The sequence below is a fragment of the Pseudomonas sp. P4_C1 genome, assembly GCF_056402155.1.
In genome coordinates, this window is record NZ_JBFUHY010000003.1 from 42,680 (window position 1) to 59,274 (window position 16,595).

Genomic DNA, 16,595 nt, shown 5'->3' on the forward strand with positions numbered 1-16,595 from the left:
TGTGGGCGACGCTTAACTTGTGGGAGCGAGCTTGCTCGCGATTGCAATCTATCAGGCGACCTGATTCAAATCGTTATGCCGTGTTTCCTTCAGGCACAGCACCGCAATCAAACTCAGTACCGCCGCCCCGGACACATAACCGCCGACGTAACTCAACCCGCCCATCGCCACCAGTTTCTGGGCGAAGAACGGCGCCGCGGAAGCGCCGACGATACCGCCCAGATTGTAGGCCGCCGAGGCGCCGGTGTAGCGCACGTGGGTGGGGAACAGTTCCGGCAGCAGCGCACCCATCGGCGCAAATGTCACGCCCATCAGAAACAGTTCGATGCACAGGAACAACGCCACACCCCAGGTCGAGCCTTGGGTCAGTAGTGGCTCCATGAGGAAGCCGGACAGGATCGCCAGCACGCCACCGATGATCAGCACCGGTTTGCGCCCGTAGCGGTCGCTGGCCCAGGCCGACAGCGGGGTGGCGGCAGCCATGAACAGCACGGCGAAGCACAGCAGCCCGAGGAAGGTTTCACGGCTGTAGCCGAGCGTTGCCACGCCGTAACTCAGGGAAAACACGGTGGAGATGTAAAACAGCGCGTAGCACACCACCATCGCGCCGGCGCCCAGCAAGACGGGCGCCCAGTATTGGCCGAACAGCTCGAACAGCGGGATCTTCACTCGTTCCTGGCGCGCCATGGCGTTGGCGAATACCGGGGTCTCATGCAGCTTGAGGCGCACGTACAGGCCGACCATCACCAGCGCCGCGCTGAGCAGGAACGGAATACGCCAGCCCCACGAGCGGAACTGGTCATCGTCCAGCACCACGGCCAGGGTCAGGAACAAGCCGTTGGCCGCCAGAAAGCCGATGGATGGACCCAGCTGCGGGAACATGCCGAACCATGCGCGTTTGCCTTTCGGCGCGTTCTCCGTGGCCAGCAATGCCGCGCCACCCCATTCACCGCCCAATCCAAGGCCTTGTCCGAAGCGCAGGACGCAAAGCAGGATCGGTGCCCAGGCGCCAATGCTGTCGTAACCTGGCAGCACGCCGATCAGCGTGGTGCATACGCCCATCAGCAGCAGCGATGCGACCAGGGTCGATTTGCGACCGATACGGTCACCGAAGTGACCGAAAAGGGCTGAACCCAAGGGGCGTGCAAGGAAGGCGATACCGAACGTGAGAAACGCCGAAAGCATCTGGGCGGTGCCGGATGTCTGTGGAAAGAACACCGGGCCGATCACCAGCGCAGCGGCGGTGGCGTAAACGTAGAAGTCATAGAACTCGATGGCTGTGCCGATAAAACTCGCGGTGGCCACGCGGGTGGCTGAGTTCGTCGGTTGCGCAGGCGTGGAGTCGCTGTAAGTCGTGCTGGTCGTCATGCGGTTATCCCTGACAGTCATGTGCTCCGGTGGAGCGAATTATTATGGTCGAGAACCCAGGGATGTGGGTGAGGGCGCGGTCGCTGTTTCAGGTAGGAACAGTCGTCGGTTTGCTGCGGTTCTTGTTGATGGTCGGGCCGGAAGCTGCGAAGTGCGGGGTAAGCACGGGGCCGGCGAGGCTTGGGTAAGCGCTTCGATTATAGAAAGGTGGCTAACGATCGAACAAGAGGCTTGAGTCGCCACGGAAAGCTGCGTTGACCTTTAGATAACCACAGGCATCGAGCTGGTCTGCCAGATCAGCACCCGCGTGACACGATTGTCCTCGGTCTCGAGAATTTCCAGGCGGTAGCGGCCGATCTTCAGGCACACCGCGCTTTCGGGAATGGTTTCCAGGGCCTCGGTGACCAAGCCGTTCAGGGTTTTCGGGCCATCGCTGGGCAGGTGCCAGCCGAGGCTCTTGTTCAGCTCGCGAATGGAGGCGGCACCGTCGATCACCAGGCGTCCGTCGGCTTGCGGATGAATGTGCGGATTGTCCACGCTGTGCTGGCTTTCGAACTCACCGACGATTTCTTCGAGAATGTCTTCCAGGGTGACAATGCCCAGCACTTCGCCGTATTCGTCGACCACCATGCCCAGGCGCCGCTGCTGCTTATGGAAATTGAGCAGTTGCAACTGCAACGGGGTACTTTCCGGCACGAAGTACGGCTCGTGACTGGCCGCCAGCAACGCTTCCCGGGTCAGGCTCGCATCGGGCAGCAAGTGCAGGATGTGTCGGGTGTTGAGGACGGCTTCGACCTGGTTGATATCACTGTGGAACACCGGCAGGCGAGTACGTCTGTTGTGGCGCAATTGCTCGATGATTTCTTCGATGGGGTCATCGAGATTGATGCCGTCCACGTCGCTGCGCGGTACCAGGATGTCATTGACGGTAATGTTGTCCAGCGCGTGGATGCCTGGCAGCGGGTGAGGGCGGCTTACGGTTTCGGAGGGCGCATGCCGCTCCTTCAGCGTTTCGTCGTCACTCTGCTGTACTACTTTGGCTTTACGGGCGAACGGTCGCATCAGCAATTGACTGATGCTGTTGAGCAACCATGCCGCGGGATAGATGATTTTCAGCGGCACGCGCAACAGATTGTTGCCCTGGGCCAGGATCGCATCCGGATAGCGGGTGGCGAGCGCTCGGGGCAAATAGTCGGAAAACACCAGCAAAATGGCGCCCGCCCCAAGGCAAGCGACCCACGGGCCGTTCTCGGCCCAGGTAAAAATTGCCAGCAAGGTGCTGATGACTACCACGAGTGCACGGCAGAGGGTGTTGCAAAAAATCAGGCTGGCCAAGGGGAAGCTGAGTTTCGCCACCGGTTTGTCGCTGGAACGCGTTGCGGTGCGCTGGGCCAGTAAATGCTGGTGCGCCGCTTCGATGGCGGTAAACAGTCCCGACCATAAAATCAGCAGGGTCACTACCGCGAGCATCGGCCCTATGGGCAAGTCGTCCATTAATGCCGCCCGTCAGATATGCAGGATGTATTCACGAACCAGTTTGCTGCCGAAATACGCCAGCATCAGCAGGCAAAAACCGGCCAGGGTCCAGCGAATCGCTTTGTGCCCGCGCCAGCCGAGGCGATTGCGTCCCCACAGCAGCACGCTGAAAACGACCCAGGCCAGGCAGGCCAGCAGGGTTTTGTGCACCAGATGCTGGGCGAACAGGTTTTCGACGAACAGCCAGCCGGAAATCAGCGACAGCGACAACAGCGTCCAGCCGGCCCAGAGGAAACCGAACAGCAGGCTTTCCATGGTTTGCAGTGGCGGGAAGTTCTTGATCAGCCCGGATGGGTGCTTGTGCTTGAGCTGATGGTCTTGAACCAGCAGCAGCAAGGCCTGGAACACCGCGATAGTGAACATGCCGTAGGCCAGAATCGAAAGCAGGATGTGGGCGAGGATGCCCGGCTCCTCATCGATGACCTGTACCGTGCCGGCGGGAGCAAAATGCGCCAGCATCACGGTAAGGGCGCCAAGCGGGAACAGCAGGACCAGCAGGTTCTCCACAGGAATCCGCGAGCAGGCCAGCAGGGTCAATGCGATGACCGCTACGGCAATCAGGCTGGCGGCACTGAAGAAGTCCAGGGCCAGGCCGCCCGGGGTCAGCAGGTGGGTGAGCAGGCTGGCGCTGTGGGCCAATACGGCGAGCACGCCGAGCATGACCAGCAGGCGTTTGTTGACCTTGGCGCCGGAAGCCAGGCGAGTGCCCTGATATATGGTCGCAGCGGCATACAAGCAGGCGGCGGCGAGGGTAGTAAGCAAGCTGGGTGACAAGGGGAGCATAAATCCTGTTAGGCAAGCCCGAAAGTCGCTGAGTTTGGCATAGAACCCCTGCCACACGAAAGACCGCGCAAGCCGACAGCGAGGTGTCCGCCAGCCACAGTCTTCGCTATAATCCGCGACCTGCCCACGCCGCAGGCTCGCCGAGCACACGTTTAGTCCGGTCCGGGCCGCCATTATCCCGGTCTACACAGGGCCTGAAAGGATCGCGCAATGTTTGAAAACTTAACCGACCGTCTCTCGCAGACGCTGCGCCATGTCACCGGCAAGGCCAAGCTGACTGAAGACAACATCAAAGACACCCTGCGCGAAGTGCGCATGGCGTTGCTCGAAGCCGACGTCGCCCTGCCGGTGGTCAAGGACTTCGTCAATTCGGTCAAGGAACGTGCCGTAGGCACCGAGGTGTCGCGCAGCCTGACGCCGGGCCAGGCCTTCGTGAAGATCGTCCAGGCCGAACTTGAAAGCCTGATGGGCGCGGCCAACGAAGATTTGAACCTGAGCGCCGTGCCGCCAGCGGTCATCCTGATGGCCGGTTTGCAGGGCGCCGGTAAAACCACTACCGCCGGCAAACTCGCGCGCTTCCTTAAAGAGCGCAAGAAGAAGTCGGTCATGGTCGTGTCCGCCGACGTTTACCGTCCCGCGGCGATCAAGCAGCTGGAAATGCTCGCCGGTGAAGTCGGCGTTACCTTCTTCCCGTCCGACCTGAGCCAGAAGCCGGTCGAGATCGCGCAAGCGGCTATTAAGGAAGCAAAGCTAAAATTCATCGACGTGGTCATCGTCGATACCGCCGGTCGCCTGCACATCGATGAAGAGATGATGGGCGAGATCAAGGCACTGCATGCCGCGATCAACCCGGTCGAAACCTTGTTCGTGGTCGACGCCATGACCGGCCAGGACGCCGCCAACACGGCCAAGGCCTTCGGCGATGCATTGCCGCTGACCGGTGTGATCCTGACCAAGGTCGACGGCGACGCCCGTGGCGGTGCCGCGCTGTCGGTGCGTGCCATCACCGGCAAGCCGATCAAGTTCATCGGTATGGGCGAGAAGAGCGAAGCGCTCGATCCGTTCCATCCTGAACGTATCGCCTCGCGCATCCTCGGCATGGGCGACGTGCTCAGCCTGATCGAGCAGGCGGAGGCGACGCTCGACAAGGACAAAGCCGACAAGCTTGCTAAAAAGTTGAAGAAGGGCAAGGGCTTCGACCTCGAAGACTTCCGCGATCAGCTGCAACAGATGAAAAACATGGGCGGCCTCGGCGGGCTCATGGACAAGCTGCCGAACATGGGTGGCGTGAACCTGGCGCAAATGGGCAACGCCCAGGGCGCGGCAGAAAAGCAATTCAAGCAGATGGAAGCCATCATCAACTCCATGACCCCGGCCGAGCGCCGCGACCCTGAGATGATCAGCGGTTCGCGCAAGCGTCGGATCGCCATGGGTTCCGGCACCCAGGTGCAGGACATCGGCCGCTTGATCAAGCAGCACAAGCAGATGCAGAAGATGATGAAGAAATTCTCCGCGAAAGGCGGAATGGCCAAGATGATGCGCGGCATGGGCGGAATGTTGCCCGGCGGCGGTATGCCGAAAATGTAAAGAATCCGCGCCGGCCATCAGGTCGGCGCTGCCCCACACGGACGTGGGATACACAGCAAACCCGCACTTGGCGGGAGCTGATCGGCCGTTTTCAACGACGGCTCTATAGCAAATCTGCATGGCGGCCGATAGACCGCCGGAAAAAGTCATTTGCAAAAGTCCGGATATTCCTTAGAATATGCGGCCTTTCGGGCACCCATGCCCGCTGTGCCTTTAGATTTGCAGCACCGACTACAGGAACGATGTTCACATGCTAACAATCCGTCTTGCCCTTGGCGGCTCCAAAAAGCGCCCGTTTTACCACTTGACCGTAACCGACAGCCGCAACCCGCGCGACGGTTCGCACAAGGAACAGGTTGGCTACTTCAACCCTGTTGCCCGTGGTCAGGAAGTTCGTCTGTCCGTGAACCAAGAGCGCGTAGCCTACTGGCTGAGCGTTGGTGCACAACCTTCTGAGCGCGTTGCTCAGTTGTTGAAGGAATCTGCTAAGGCTGCGGCCTGAGCAATATGAACGCGACGCCAGCCATTGCTGATGATTTGATCGTTATCGGCAAGATTTATTCTGTTCACGGCGTTCGCGGCGAAGTGAAGGTGTACTCCTTTACTGATCCGATTAAAAACCTGCTGGACTACAAAACCTGGACGCTCAAGCGTGACGGTAATGTAAAGCAGGTAGAGCTGGTCAGCGGACGCGGGAACGACAAATTCCTGGTCGCAAAGCTCAAGGGTCTCGATGATCGCGAAGAAGCTCGTCTTCTGGCCGGTTATGAGATCTGCGTGCCGCGCAACCTGTTCCCTGAACTGACCGACGGCGAGTACTACTGGTACCAGCTGGAAGGTCTCAAGGTCATCGACACTCTCGGGCAACTGTTCGGGAAAATCGATCACCTGCTGGAGACCGGCTCGAACGATGTCATGGTGGTCAAGCCTTGCGCTGGCAGCCTGGATGATCGCGAACGCCTGTTGCCCTATACGGAGCAATGCGTGTTGGCCATCGACCTGGCAGCAGGCGAGATGAAGGTGGATTGGGACGCGGATTTCTAACGTGGCTAACTTGCGCGTAGAAGTGATCAGTCTGTTTCCCGAGATGTTTTCCGCCATCAGCGATTACGGCATCACCAGTCGGGCGGTGAAACAGGGGCTCTTGCAGCTCACCTGTTGGAATCCGCGAGACTACACGACGGATCGACATCACACTGTGGACGATCGCCCGTTTGGCGGTGGTCCGGGCATGGTGATGAAGATCAAGCCCCTGGAAGATGCTCTGGTTCAGGCCAAGGCAGCAGCCGGGGAGGCGGCGAAGGTAATTTACCTGTCCCCCCAAGGCCGTCAACTGACTCAGTCGGCGGTACGCGAGTTGGCGAATCTGGATGCATTGATCCTGATTGCCGGCCGCTATGAAGGCATTGACGAGCGTTTTATTGATGCTCATGTCGATGAAGAGTGGTCGATTGGCGACTATGTACTGTCTGGCGGCGAGCTGCCGGCGATGGTCCTGATCGATGCGGTTACACGACTGCTGCCTGGAGCTTTAGGGCATGCGGACTCCGCCGAGGAAGATTCCTTTACGGATGGTTTGCTGGATTGCCCGCACTACACCCGACCGGAGGTGTATGCGGATCAGCGTGTTCCCGACGTATTGCTAAGTGGCAATCACGCGCACATCCGGCGTTGGCGTTTACAGCAGTCCCTTGGTCGGACCTTTGAACGACGCGCCGATCTTCTGGAAAGCCGCTCGCTTTCTGGAGAAGAGAAGAAGCTGCTCGAGGAATACATCCGCGAGCGGGACGATAGTTAACAACGTATCGATGGTAGATCCGACGATTTACCTTAGGAGCACAGCATGACTAACAAAATCATCCTTGCACTCGAAGCAGAGCAGATGACCAAAGAGATCCCTACCTTTGCCCCGGGCGACACCATTGTCGTTCAGGTGAAAGTGAAGGAAGGCGACCGTTCGCGTCTGCAAGCGTTCGAAGGTGTTGTTATCGCCAAGCGTAACCGCGGCGTAAACAGTGCATTCACCGTTCGTAAAATCTCCAACGGTGTTGGCGTAGAGCGTACTTTCCAGACCTACTCCCCGCAAATCGACAGCATGGCTGTCAAGCGTCGCGGTGACGTACGTAAAGCCAAGCTGTACTACCTGCGCGACCTGTCGGGTAAAGCAGCTCGCATCAAGGAAAAACTGGCTTAAGTCCAGCTTCCGATGCAAAAAAAAGCAGCCTGCGGGCTGCTTTTTTGTTGTCTGCGATTTATCTTCCCTGGCCGTATTGCCGGTCTTGCCTGAGCCTTTATGCCTGCCATTGATCATCCCCTGATTGACCAGTTTCTCGACGCTCTTTGGCTGGAGAAAGGTCTCTCCGAAAACACTCGAGACGCCTATCGCAGTGACCTCGCGCTGTTCAACGGTTGGTTGCAGGAGAATGGGCTGGAGTTGATCAACGCCGGGCGCGAGTTGATCCTTGATCATCTGGCCTGGCGTCTGGAGCAAAACTACAAGCCCCGTTCCACTGCTCGATTTCTCTCGGGTGTGCGTGGCTTTTATCGCTACTTGCTACGGGAAAAGTTGATTACAGTCGATCCGACGTTACGCGTCGATATGCCGCAACTTGGCAGGCCGTTGCCAAAATCCTTGTCGGAAGCAGACGTGGAAGCGCTGCTGAAGGCGCCGGATCTGAGTGAAGCCATCGGTCAGCGCGACCGCGCCATGCTCGAAGTGCTTTACGCTTGCGGCTTGCGGGTGACCGAGCTGATCAGCCTCACCCTGGAACAGGTCAATTTGCGCCAGGGCGTGTTGCGGGTGATGGGTAAGGGCAGCAAGGAGCGACTGGTGCCAATGGGTGAGGAGGCGATTGTCTGGGTCGAGCGCTACATGCGTGATGCGCGCAGTGAACTGCTGGGCGGGCGTCCCAGCGATGTGTTGTTTCCCAGTCAGCGTGGCGAGCAGATGACCCGCCAGACCTTCTGGCACCGGATCAAGCATCAGGCCAAGGTGGCGGGGATCGGCAAGTCACTGTCGCCACACACCTTGCGTCATGCCTTCGCCACGCACCTGCTCAACCACGGTGCAGACCTGCGGGTGGTGCAGATGTTGCTGGGGCACAGTGATCTGTCGACCACGCAGATATACACCCATGTTGCCCGTGCACGGTTGCAGGATCTGCATGCCAAACACCATCCGCGGGGGTAACCGAAAAACCTGTGGGAGCGAGCTTGCTCGCGATAGCGGCCGGACAGTCGATACATGTTTTGGATGTGATGCCGTCATCGCGAGCAAGCTCGCTCCCACAGGGGGTTGTGGTGATCACAATGTCTTGCATCAGGTGCATTCGGCCATGCGAACCTTATGTGATAGGCTGGGCCAGTTTGCACGATGGGCGGTTATGACCCGGTGTTTCGGCACGGGCGTTCTGATCGTCCCATATGTTCGCCTTCAGGAGTTCTCATGCGTCTGACCCAGATTTTCGCCGCCGCAGCCATTGCGTTGGTCAGCACCTTTGCCGTCGCCGATGACGCGGCCGACAAGGCCATTCGTAAAAGCCTGGAAAACCTCCAGCTCGAAGTGCCGGTAGAGACCATCACCGCCAGCCCGTTGCCCGGCCTGTACGAAGTCAAGCTCAAAGGCAGCCGCGTGCTGTATGCCAGTGCCGACGGCCAGTACGTGGTTCAGGGCTACCTGTTCGATCTCAAGGACGGCAAGCCGGTCAACCTGACCGAGAAGACCGAACGCCTGGGCATCTCCAAGCTGATCAACGATATTCCTGTTGCCGAAACCGTTGTCTACCCGGCCATTGGCGAAACCAAGTCGCACATCACCGTATTCACCGACACCACCTGCCCGTACTGCCACAAGCTGCACGCCGAAGTGCCCGAGCTGAACAAGCGCGGCATCGAAGTGCGTTACGTCGCGTTCCCGCGTCAGGGCCTTGGTTCGCCGGGTGACGAGCAGCTGCAAGCGGTGTGGTGCTCGAAAGACAAGAAAGCGGCCATGGACAAAATGGTCGACGGCAAGGAAATCAAGGCCGCCAAGTGCGATAACCCGGTTTCCAAACAGTTCGCACTCGGCCAGTCGATTGGCGTGAACGGCACACCGGCCATCGTTTTGGCCGACGGTCAGGTCATTCCGGGCTACCAGCCTGCGCCACAAGTCGCCAAACTGGCGCTGGGCGCGAAGTAATTCGCATCGTCACGGCAAGCCTTGACGATCATGGTCCGGCAGCGACATCGCCGGGCCATCAATAGAGAGCCGCGAGTATGCGGTTGTTTTCACGGCCGGCCTCGAGTCGGCCGTTTTATGGGGAGTTCACAGTGAAACCGGTCAAAGTAGGCATCTGTGGGTTAGGAACCGTCGGTGGCGGTACCTTCAACGTACTTCAGCGCAACGCCGAGGAAATTGCTCGTCGTGCCGGGCGTGGGATCGAAGTGGCACAAATTGCCATGCGCACGCCAAAGCCTCAGTTCCAAACGACCGGTATTGCGATTACCAACGATGTCTTCGAAGTGGCCACGAACCCTGAGATCGACATCGTTATAGAGCTGATGGGCGGCTACACCGTTGCCCGCGAGCTGGTACTCAAGGCCATCGAGAATGGCAAGCATGTGGTCACCGCGAACAAGGCGCTTATCGCCGTTCACGGTAATGAAATTTTCGCCAAGGCCCGCGAGAAGGGCGTGATCGTTGCGTTCGAAGCAGCGGTGGCCGGTGGCATCCCGGTAATCAAGGCGATCCGCGAAGGCCTGTCCGCCAACCGTATCAACTGGGTAGCCGGGATCATCAATGGCACCGGCAACTTCATCCTGACGGAAATGCGCGAGAAGGGTCGCACCTTCGAAGACGTATTGGCCGAAGCCCAGGCACTGGGTTACGCCGAAGCCGATCCGACCTTCGACGTCGAGGGTATCGACGCCGCTCACAAGCTGACGATCCTGGCGTCCATTGCGTTCGGTATCCCGCTGCAATTCGACAAGGCCTACACCGAAGGCATCACCAGGCTGACCACCGCCGACGTCAACTACGCCGAAGCGCTGGGCTACCGCATCAAGCACCTGGGCGTGGCGCGCAGCACCGCGGCCGGTATCGAACTGCGCGTGCACCCGACGCTGATCCCGGCCGATCGCCTGATCGCCAACGTCAACGGCGTGATGAATGCGGTGATGGTCAACGGCGATGCTGCCGGTTCGACCCTGTTCTACGGCGCTGGCGCCGGAATGGAACCGACCGCTTCGTCGGTGATCGCCGACCTGGTGGACGTGGTTCGCGCCATGACTTCCGACCCGGAAAACCGCGTACCGCACCTGGCGTTCCAGCCGGATTCGCTGTCGGCTCACCCGATCCTGCCGATCGAAGCCTGCGAAAGCGCCTACTACCTGCGTATTCAGGCCAAGGACCATCCGGGCGTACTGGCTCAGGTCGCGAGCATCCTCTCGGAGCGCGGCATCAACATCGAGTCGATCATGCAGAAGGAAGCCGAGGAGCACGACGGCCTGGTGCCGATGATCCTGCTGACCCACCGTGTGCTGGAACAGCGCATCAACGATGCCATCGCTGCTTTGGAAGCCCTGGCGGGTGTGGTCGGTCCGGTTGTACGGATCCGCGTCGAGCACCTGAACTAAGCCGATATCGTTGACCGGGCTCGCTTGCGGGCCCGGCACTACGAACACTGTCCATTGGAGTCAGTCATGCGTTACATCAGTACCCGCGGCCAGGCACCGGCCCTGAATTTCGAAGACGTCCTGCTGGCAGGCCTTGCCACCGACGGCGGTCTGTACGTCCCGGAAAACCTGCCACGTTTCACCCAGGAAGAAATCGCTTCGTGGGCCGGCCTGCCGTATCACGAGCTGGCTTTTCGGGTGATGCGCCCGTTCGTCACCGGCAGCATCCCGGATGCCGATTTCAAGAGAATCCTTGAAGAAACCTACGGTGTGTTCGCCCACAGCGCCGTTGCGCCGCTACGTCAGCTGAACGGCAACGAATGGGTGCTGGAGCTGTTCCACGGCCCGACCCTGGCGTTCAAGGACTTCGCCCTGCAATTGCTCGGTCGTTTGCTCGACTACGTGCTGGAAAAACGCGGCGAGCGCGTGGTGATCGTCGGCGCCACCTCCGGTGACACCGGCTCGGCCGCCATCGAAGGCTGCAAGCACTGCGAAAACGTCGACATCTTCATCCTGCACCCGCACAACCGTGTGTCCGAAGTGCAGCGTCGGCAGATGACCACCATCTTCGGTGAGAACATCCACAACATCGCCATCGAAGGCAACTTCGATGACTGCCAGGAAATGGTCAAGGCGAGCTTCGCCGACCAGGGCTTCCTCAAGGGCACTCGCCTGGTCGCCGTGAACTCGATCAACTGGGCGCGGATCATGGCCCAGATCGTTTACTACTTCCATGCGGCCCTGCAACTGGGCGGCCCGGCGCGTTCGGTGGCGTTCTCGGTGCCGACTGGCAACTTCGGCGACATCTTCGCCGGTTACCTGGCGCGCAACATGGGGCTGCCGATCAACCAGTTGATCGTCGCCACCAACCGCAACGATATCCTGCACCGCTTCATGAGCGGCAACCAGTACGTCAAGGAAACCCTGCACGCCACGCTGTCGCCGTCCATGGACATCATGGTGTCGTCGAACTTCGAACGCCTGCTGTTCGACCTGCACGGTCGCAACGGCGCGGCCATCGCCGGGCTGATGGATTCGTTCAAGCAGGGCGGCGGTTTCAGCGTCGAGCAAGAGCGCTGGACCGAAGCCCGCAAGTTGTTCGACTCGCTGGCCGTGGATGACGCGCAAACCTGCGAAACCATTGCTGAAGTCTACGAGCAGACCGGTGAAGTGCTGGATCCGCACACTGCCATCGGCGTGAAAGCTGCGCGGGAATGCCGTCGCAGCCTGGACATTCCAATGGTGATCCTGGGCACTGCCCACCCGGTCAAATTCCCGGACGCCGTGGAAAAAGCCGGCGTAGGAAAAGCACTCGAACTGCCTGCACATCTTTCTGATTTGTTTGAACGAGACGAACGTTGCACCGTATTGCCAAATGACCTGAAGGCCGTGCAGGCCTTTGTCAGTCAGCATGGCAACCGCGGCAAGCCGCTGTAACCGGTCAGCGCTGTAACATTTTGAAGCCCGTCTCCTGACGGGCTTTTTCATTTCTGCATGCACACTTGTCGTGTCATCGCCGTGAAAGGACAGGCGAATGGATCACCAAGGACATGGGAATGCTGTTTACAAGTGTGTTCAAGCCAGTCGCGCGCTGGCTGTTTTTATTCGGCATGCTGGGAATCGCCGAATGGGGAGGGGCGAGCTCTGCATCGCTTCAGGATCGTGGGAAGTCTGACGCACGCTCAATGGTCGTGCTGGATGAACAGGAGTTGCAGTGGATGGCCAGCCATCCACGGGTCGTGGTCACGGCACTGGAATATCCGTTATACCTGTTCAAGGATGAACATGGCCAATGGACGGGCTTGAACAGTGACCTGCTCAAGCGCATCAGTGACATGACGGGGTTGCAGTTCGTTTACGAACAGTCTTTTTCCACCGATCAGATGCTGGCCCATCTGGAAAGCGGCGCGGCGAATTTGAGTACGACCCTGGCGATGAATGACGAACGCAAGGTATTTCTCGATTTCAGCCATGCGTTCGGCGGTGCCGGATGGGTCTTTGTCGGGCAGGCTGGGGCTCCGCCGGTGCAGTCGCTGGAGGATATGGCGAAGCGGGTACTGGTGCTGCCGACCCGGCATGCACTGGAAACGGTGATCCGTCGTGATTATCCGTCCATCGAATTGCGTTCGGTCAAAACCTACACAGAAGCCCGTGCCTGGGTTGAAAGCGACGAAGCCTACGTCACCATCGAAAATGAAATCGGCGCCCAGCATTTTCCGTCGGGTCGGCTGCAGATCGGGGCTGTGGTGCCGGGCAAATGGGATGCGGATTATCTGACGTTGCGCAAAGGTCAGCCGCAGTTGCTGAGTATCCTCAACAAGGCGCTTGAGGCGTTTCCTGCGCAGGAGCTGCGCGACCTTCGCCTGAAGTGGTTCGGCGGCGCTACCGTGCCACAGCCGCCTGGCCTCTGGCAGCGGATTGACCAGTGGGTCTGCTGGGGCATGCTTGTGCTCAGCCTGTTCGGCCTGTTGTCCCTGCTCTGGAATCGGCGGTTGGCGGTGGTGGTCAGGCAACGGGTCGAGGCCCAAAGCAGCCTGCGCGATCAGCTCGCCTTCCAGCATGCCCTGATGGATGCCATGCCTGACCCGATGTTTGTCCGTGATCTTCAAGGGCGTTTGATCATGTGCAACAAGAGTTATGAGGACGCCTTGTCGACGCGTTTTGACCGGATGCAGGGGCGACAGTTGATCGAGGTCGATGTCATGCCCAGACAAACCGCGGAACTGCTGCACGCCGAGTTTCTGGCGCAGTTGAGTACACGCAGGACGCGCTTCTTCGAGCGTCAATTGATGTTCAAGGACGGTGTCAGGGATATCTACCAGTGGACGGTGCCGTTTTACACGGCCGATGGCCAGCTACGAGGATTGTTGGGGGGCTGGGCCGATATCGCCCGGCGTACCCGACAGACGTGATGGTTGCGTTTTTTCTCTGTCATGTTCGCCGTGCATGCTCACTTGACTGAGCGGCAGGTTCACCTGCAGTCAGTATCCAGAACTTTCTTCTCGGGCCAGCGGTCATCTGTTGTAGGCATGCCCCAGGCACGTTGTTTCGGACTATTGAGGGGTGATAGGGATGGAAAGTATCAGTCTGTTGCTGGGTGAGGCGATGAGCCCGTATCAGGTCACATTGACCTCGTCAGGCATTCGTGGCGAATGCCGGGTAACCCTGAAGAATGCTATCGGCGCGACCGTGGTCGAGCGCGAGTTCAATCAGCTCCAGTTGAATGACAAACGCCTGCTGACGGATGTGGTCGACGGTTTGCATCGCGACGTGCTGATCGCTGAAGGACGCCTTGAGCCTTGTGTCATCGCGGCATTGCGTAATGCGGCGCAGGACAAGCTGCTGGCCAGCCGCAATTGAAGGGATTTTTGTGGGAACCTTCCCGCGCCCAGGTCAGTCAGACTTTGTAACAGCAGGATCAAGCATTGTGCTCCGGTGCTTGTAGCTTGCTGCTACTGGTCTCCAGGCAGACCACGTTTAACCCCGGGTCGTCTCCCCACTTCCCGGGGTTTCTTTTGCCCGGGATTTGTCAGGGTTGCACCAGGTTGTCGAAAAACGCCTTGGTGTCTTTCAGGTAATCGCTGCGGCTCTCAGGATCCAGCCAGGCGGCGTAGGCCTCATCAAGGCGTTCGCGGGGAAGGGTGCGCAGCACCTGGTTGATCTCGACAATGGCCTGCCGGCCCTTTGGCGTGTCGGTGCAGCCGATATAACCGGACAGGTATTGCAGTTCAGATGGCACCGTCTTTGCGCAACTCTGCGATCTGCGTCGCGTCATAGCCAAGTTCCTGGAGTACCTGTGCGTTGTGCTCACCCAGTTGTGGCCCGACCCATTCACATTCTCCGGGTGTCTCTGAAAGTTTCGGCACAATGCCCGGCATCTTGAAGTCTTTGCCGTCCGGCAGCTTGGCCTGCAGGAACATTTCCCGTGCCAGGTATTGAGGATCATTGAACATGTCTTCGGCGCTGAAGATCCGACTGACCGGCACCTCGGCCTGATTGAGTCGCGCCAGCACCGTGTCCAGCGGCAACGAGTTGACCCAGCGATCGATGACGCCATAAATCTCGTCGCGTCGGGCATCGCGGCCATCGTTGCTGGCAAGCAGAGGATCGTTGGCCAGGTCTTCCCGGTCAATGATCAGCATGAAACGTTTGAAAATCGCGTCGCCATTGGCGCCGATCTGCACGTGCTTGCCATCGGCGCTGGTGTGGATCGAGGACGGGGTGATGCCCGGCATGATGTTGCCCGTGCGTTCGCGAATGAAGCCGAACACATCGAACTCCGGGACCATGCTTTCCATCATCGCGAAGATGGCTTCGTACAGCGCCACGTCCACCACTTGCCCCTGGCCACCGTTGACCTCGCGATGACGCAGGGCCATCAGTGCGCCGATCACGCCCCAGAGCGCGGCAATCGAGTCGCCGATGGAAATGCCGGTGCGCACCGGTGGCCGGTCTTCGAAGCCGGTGATGTAGCGCAGGCCCCCCATGGATTCACCAACTGCGCCAAAGCCGGGCTGATCTTTCATCGGGCCGGTCTGGCCGAAACCCGACAGCCGCACCATGACCAGTTTCGGGTTCAAGGTGTGCAGGACGTCCCAGCCCAGGCCGAGTTTCTCCAGGACGCCGGGACGAAAGTTTTCGATCAGAATGTCTGCTTCACCCAGCAGCTGTTTCAGGATCGCCTGACCGTCAGGGTGCTTGAGATTGAGGGTCAGGGACTTTTTATTGCGGGCCTGGACGAACCACCACAACGAAGTGCCTTCATACAACTTGCGCCATTTGCGCAATGGATCACCGCCGTCCGGGGACTCGACCTTGATCACATCGGCACCGAATTCAGCGCAAATGCGCGAAGCAAACGGGCCGGCAATCAAGGTACCCAATTCGATGACTTTCAGACCGGAAAGCGGTTTGGCGGTGAGCGGCATGCGGGATCCTGCAGGACAAAGGATGAGCGAATACAGCGTTTTAACATAGCCGACGGTCAGGCGCTTCAGGTTGATCACCTTCAATTCGTGGATTGCCTTGCGCATCGGTTAGACTTGCCGCCTTTCCTCGTATCAAGAAGCCCGTTCATGGCCCAGCCGTCCACGACCTACAAGTTTGAACTGAACCTCACCGACCTTGACCGCAGCGTCTACGAGAGCGTGAAGCAGACCATCGCCCGTCACCCTTCGGAAACCGAAGAGCGCATGACCGTGCGCCTGCTGGCCTACGCCCTCTGGTACAACGAGCAACTGTCTTTTGGCCGTGGTCTGTCGGAAGTGGATGAACCGGCCTTGTGGGAAAAAAGTCTGGATGACCGCGTCCTGCACTGGATCGAAGTCGGCCAGCCCGATGCCGAGCGCCTGACCTGGTGCTCGCGCCGCACCGAGCGCACCAGCCTGCTGGCCTATGGCAGCCTGCGCGTCTGGGAAACCAAAGTGATCCCGGCGATCAAAAATCTGAAAAACGTACATATCGCGGCTGTTCCGCAGGAAGTCCTGGAAACCCTGGCCAAAGACATGCCGCGCGTTATCAAGTGGGACGTGATGATCAGCGAAGGAACGATTTTCGTCACCGACGACCGTGGTCAGCACGAAGTCCAGTTGCAGTGGCTGGCCGGTGAGCGCGGCTGATTATTCGCCATTGCACCGCGTCACCCGGTTTTATCCTACGTATCGAAGAGA

16 protein-coding genes and 1 pseudogene are annotated in these 16,595 nt (G+C 59.2%); 12 read left to right on the forward strand and 5 right to left on the reverse strand.

Annotation, left to right across the window (positions count from 1 at the left end):
- Nucleotides 1-51 precede the first annotated feature (51 nt).
- The 3 genes from AC1DU9_RS02670 to AC1DU9_RS02680 form a co-directional block, all read right to left on the reverse strand.
- On the reverse strand, nt 52-1,368 hold the full coding sequence (locus tag AC1DU9_RS02670) for an MFS transporter (protein WP_223459899.1): 1,317 nt from the start codon (nt 1,366-1,368) through the stop codon (nt 52-54).
- A 261-nt stretch (nt 1,369-1,629) separates the two neighbouring features.
- The gene (locus AC1DU9_RS02675) at nt 1,630-2,862 is read right to left on the reverse strand and encodes a transporter associated domain-containing protein (RefSeq protein ID WP_223459901.1); all 1,233 of its coding nucleotides are present in this window, start codon (nt 2,860-2,862) and stop codon (nt 1,630-1,632) included.
- Nucleotides 2,863-2,874: 12 nt separating this feature from the next.
- The gene (locus tag AC1DU9_RS02680; RefSeq protein ID WP_223459904.1) at nt 2,875-3,687 is read right to left on the reverse strand and encodes a cytochrome C assembly family protein; all 813 of its coding nucleotides are present in this window, start codon (nt 3,685-3,687) and stop codon (nt 2,875-2,877) included.
- Nucleotides 3,688-3,897: 210 nt separating this feature from the next.
- On the opposite strand from AC1DU9_RS02680, the gene ffh reads away from it, so the two are divergent.
- The 11 genes from ffh to AC1DU9_RS02735 all read left to right on the forward strand — a co-directional run bounded on the left by ffh (nt 3,898) and on the right by AC1DU9_RS02735 (nt 14,286).
- Nucleotides 3,898-5,274, forward strand: coding sequence for a signal recognition particle protein (gene ffh / locus AC1DU9_RS02685; RefSeq protein WP_056726162.1), 1,377 nt, complete (start codon nt 3,898-3,900; stop codon nt 5,272-5,274).
- A 250-nt stretch (nt 5,275-5,524) separates the two neighbouring features.
- Nucleotides 5,525-5,776, forward strand: a complete 252-nt coding sequence (gene rpsP, locus AC1DU9_RS02690) for a 30S ribosomal protein S16 (protein ID WP_007972721.1) — start codon at nt 5,525-5,527, stop codon at nt 5,774-5,776.
- A gap of 5 nt (nt 5,777-5,781) precedes the next feature.
- The gene (gene rimM, locus AC1DU9_RS02695; protein ID WP_150754524.1) at nt 5,782-6,318 is read left to right on the forward strand and encodes a ribosome maturation factor RimM; all 537 of its coding nucleotides are present in this window, start codon (nt 5,782-5,784) and stop codon (nt 6,316-6,318) included.
- A gap of 1 nt (nt 6,319) precedes the next feature.
- Nucleotides 6,320-7,072 carry a tRNA (guanosine(37)-N1)-methyltransferase TrmD gene (trmD, locus tag AC1DU9_RS02700; protein WP_149419047.1) on the forward strand — a complete coding sequence of 251 codons (753 nt, stop codon included), beginning with the start codon at nt 6,320-6,322 and terminating at the stop codon, nt 7,070-7,072.
- 45 nt (nt 7,073-7,117) lie between these two features.
- Nucleotides 7,118-7,468 (forward strand): 50S ribosomal protein L19, encoded by a 351-nt coding sequence (rplS, locus tag AC1DU9_RS02705; protein ID WP_003175895.1) that lies wholly within the window; start codon nt 7,118-7,120, stop codon nt 7,466-7,468.
- A gap of 99 nt (nt 7,469-7,567) precedes the next feature.
- Nucleotides 7,568-8,464 carry a site-specific tyrosine recombinase XerD gene (gene xerD / locus AC1DU9_RS02710; RefSeq protein ID WP_223459906.1) on the forward strand — a complete coding sequence of 299 codons (897 nt, stop codon included), beginning with the start codon at nt 7,568-7,570 and terminating at the stop codon, nt 8,462-8,464.
- Between the two features lie 255 nt (nt 8,465-8,719).
- Complete coding sequence (dsbC, locus tag AC1DU9_RS02715) at nt 8,720-9,451, forward strand: bifunctional protein-disulfide isomerase/oxidoreductase DsbC (protein ID WP_007971283.1); 732 nt, start codon at nt 8,720-8,722, stop codon at nt 9,449-9,451.
- Nucleotides 9,452-9,582: 131 nt separating this feature from the next.
- Nucleotides 9,583-10,887 carry a homoserine dehydrogenase gene (locus tag AC1DU9_RS02720; RefSeq protein ID WP_150672390.1) on the forward strand — a complete coding sequence of 435 codons (1,305 nt, stop codon included), beginning with the start codon at nt 9,583-9,585 and terminating at the stop codon, nt 10,885-10,887.
- A 66-nt stretch (nt 10,888-10,953) separates the two neighbouring features.
- Nucleotides 10,954-12,363: a threonine synthase gene (gene thrC / locus AC1DU9_RS02725; protein WP_477809703.1), complete on the forward strand. Its 1,410-nt coding sequence runs from the start codon at nt 10,954-10,956 to the stop codon at nt 12,361-12,363.
- 119 nt (nt 12,364-12,482) lie between these two features.
- The gene (locus AC1DU9_RS02730; RefSeq protein ID WP_223459910.1) at nt 12,483-13,838 is read left to right on the forward strand and encodes a transporter substrate-binding domain-containing protein; all 1,356 of its coding nucleotides are present in this window, start codon (nt 12,483-12,485) and stop codon (nt 13,836-13,838) included.
- Between the two features lie 160 nt (nt 13,839-13,998).
- Nucleotides 13,999-14,286 (forward strand): DUF3509 domain-containing protein, encoded by a 288-nt coding sequence (locus AC1DU9_RS02735; protein ID WP_223459912.1) that lies wholly within the window; start codon nt 13,999-14,001, stop codon nt 14,284-14,286.
- A gap of 169 nt (nt 14,287-14,455) precedes the next feature.
- Here AC1DU9_RS02735 and AC1DU9_RS02740 read toward each other — a convergent pair.
- Together AC1DU9_RS02740 and AC1DU9_RS02745 are read right to left on the reverse strand one after the other, a co-directional pair.
- Nucleotides 14,456-14,650 (reverse strand): annotated as a pseudogene (locus AC1DU9_RS02740) (TIGR02285 family protein); the annotation flags it as partial.
- Between the two features lie 4 nt (nt 14,651-14,654).
- On the reverse strand, nt 14,655-15,854 hold the full coding sequence (locus AC1DU9_RS02745) for a CaiB/BaiF CoA transferase family protein (protein WP_223459914.1): 1,200 nt from the start codon (nt 15,852-15,854) through the stop codon (nt 14,655-14,657).
- 147 nt (nt 15,855-16,001) lie between these two features.
- Between AC1DU9_RS02745 and AC1DU9_RS02750 the strand changes: the two genes are divergently transcribed.
- The gene (locus AC1DU9_RS02750; RefSeq protein WP_223459916.1) at nt 16,002-16,544 is read left to right on the forward strand and encodes a YaeQ family protein; all 543 of its coding nucleotides are present in this window, start codon (nt 16,002-16,004) and stop codon (nt 16,542-16,544) included.
- Nucleotides 16,545-16,595 lie beyond the last annotated feature (51 nt).

What these genes read in the sequence shown, in the direction of transcription:
- AC1DU9_RS02670 (WP_223459899.1), bottom strand. Translation starts at nt 1,368, where the DNA reads ATGACGACCAGCACGACTTACAGCGACTCCACGCCTGCGCAACCGACG.
- AC1DU9_RS02675 (WP_223459901.1), bottom strand. Translation starts at nt 2,862, where the DNA reads ATGGACGACTTGCCCATAGGGCCGATGCTCGCGGTAGTGACCCTGCTG.
- AC1DU9_RS02680 (WP_223459904.1), bottom strand. Translation starts at nt 3,687, where the DNA reads ATGCTCCCCTTGTCACCCAGCTTGCTTACTACCCTCGCCGCCGCCTGC.
- ffh (WP_056726162.1), top strand. Translation starts at nt 3,898, where the DNA reads ATGTTTGAAAACTTAACCGACCGTCTCTCGCAGACGCTGCGCCATGTC.
- rpsP (WP_007972721.1), top strand. Translation starts at nt 5,525, where the DNA reads ATGCTAACAATCCGTCTTGCCCTTGGCGGCTCCAAAAAGCGCCCGTTT.
- rimM (WP_150754524.1), top strand. Translation starts at nt 5,782, where the DNA reads ATGAACGCGACGCCAGCCATTGCTGATGATTTGATCGTTATCGGCAAG.
- rplS (WP_003175895.1), top strand. Translation starts at nt 7,118, where the DNA reads ATGACTAACAAAATCATCCTTGCACTCGAAGCAGAGCAGATGACCAAA.
- xerD (WP_223459906.1), top strand. Translation starts at nt 7,568, where the DNA reads ATGCCTGCCATTGATCATCCCCTGATTGACCAGTTTCTCGACGCTCTT.
- dsbC (WP_007971283.1), top strand. Translation starts at nt 8,720, where the DNA reads ATGCGTCTGACCCAGATTTTCGCCGCCGCAGCCATTGCGTTGGTCAGC.
- thrC (WP_477809703.1), top strand. Translation starts at nt 10,954, where the DNA reads ATGCGTTACATCAGTACCCGCGGCCAGGCACCGGCCCTGAATTTCGAA.
- AC1DU9_RS02730 (WP_223459910.1), top strand. Translation starts at nt 12,483, where the DNA reads ATGCTGTTTACAAGTGTGTTCAAGCCAGTCGCGCGCTGGCTGTTTTTA.
- AC1DU9_RS02735 (WP_223459912.1), top strand. Translation starts at nt 13,999, where the DNA reads ATGGAAAGTATCAGTCTGTTGCTGGGTGAGGCGATGAGCCCGTATCAG.
- AC1DU9_RS02745 (WP_223459914.1), bottom strand. Translation starts at nt 15,854, where the DNA reads ATGCCGCTCACCGCCAAACCGCTTTCCGGTCTGAAAGTCATCGAATTG.
- AC1DU9_RS02750 (WP_223459916.1), top strand. Translation starts at nt 16,002, where the DNA reads ATGGCCCAGCCGTCCACGACCTACAAGTTTGAACTGAACCTCACCGAC.